This window comes from Pseudomonas sp. UBA3153 (genome assembly GCF_002364635.1).
GTDB lineage: Bacteria > Pseudomonadota > Gammaproteobacteria > Pseudomonadales > Pseudomonadaceae > Pseudomonas_O > Pseudomonas_O kuykendallii.
Genome location: NZ_DEYR01000015.1, coordinates 71,915 through 72,230, shown reverse-complemented (window position 1 = coordinate 72,230; position 316 = coordinate 71,915). Strand labels below are relative to the sequence as shown.

Here is a 316-nt window from a genome sequence, read left to right as displayed (position 1 = left end):
CAGGCCCCCGGCGACCTCCGGGCAGACGGCGACCACGCGGCCCTCGGCCTGCCACTGCTGCAACGGCGGGAACGGCCCATGGGCGCCGCCGTCATAGCGCACGCGCTGGCCGAGCAGGCAGCGGCTGACGAGCAGTTTTTCCATGGAATCAGAGGATGTTGTCGCTGCGCCGGCGGAACCAGCCGGTCAGCGACAGGCGATCACGGCTGGCCGGCAGCACTTCGTGGGCGAACTCCGCGGAGACGAAGCAGGCCAGGGTGCCGGCCTCGGGCAGCACGTCGAGGCTGCGCGACTCGTCCAGGTAAAGGCGCAGTGC

2 protein-coding genes are annotated in these 316 nt (G+C 71.2%); both read right to left on the bottom strand.

Annotated elements, in window-relative coordinates:
* A partial coding sequence (locus B2X67_RS03900) for a 2-thiouracil desulfurase family protein (RefSeq protein WP_286784685.1) occupies nucleotides 1–144 on the bottom strand: 144 nt, incomplete at its 3' end.
* 4 nt (nucleotides 145–148) lie between these two features.
* Nucleotides 149–316 (bottom strand): 2OG-Fe(II) oxygenase (locus tag B2X67_RS03895; protein ID WP_286784684.1); only part of this gene is annotated, 168 nt, incomplete at its 5' end.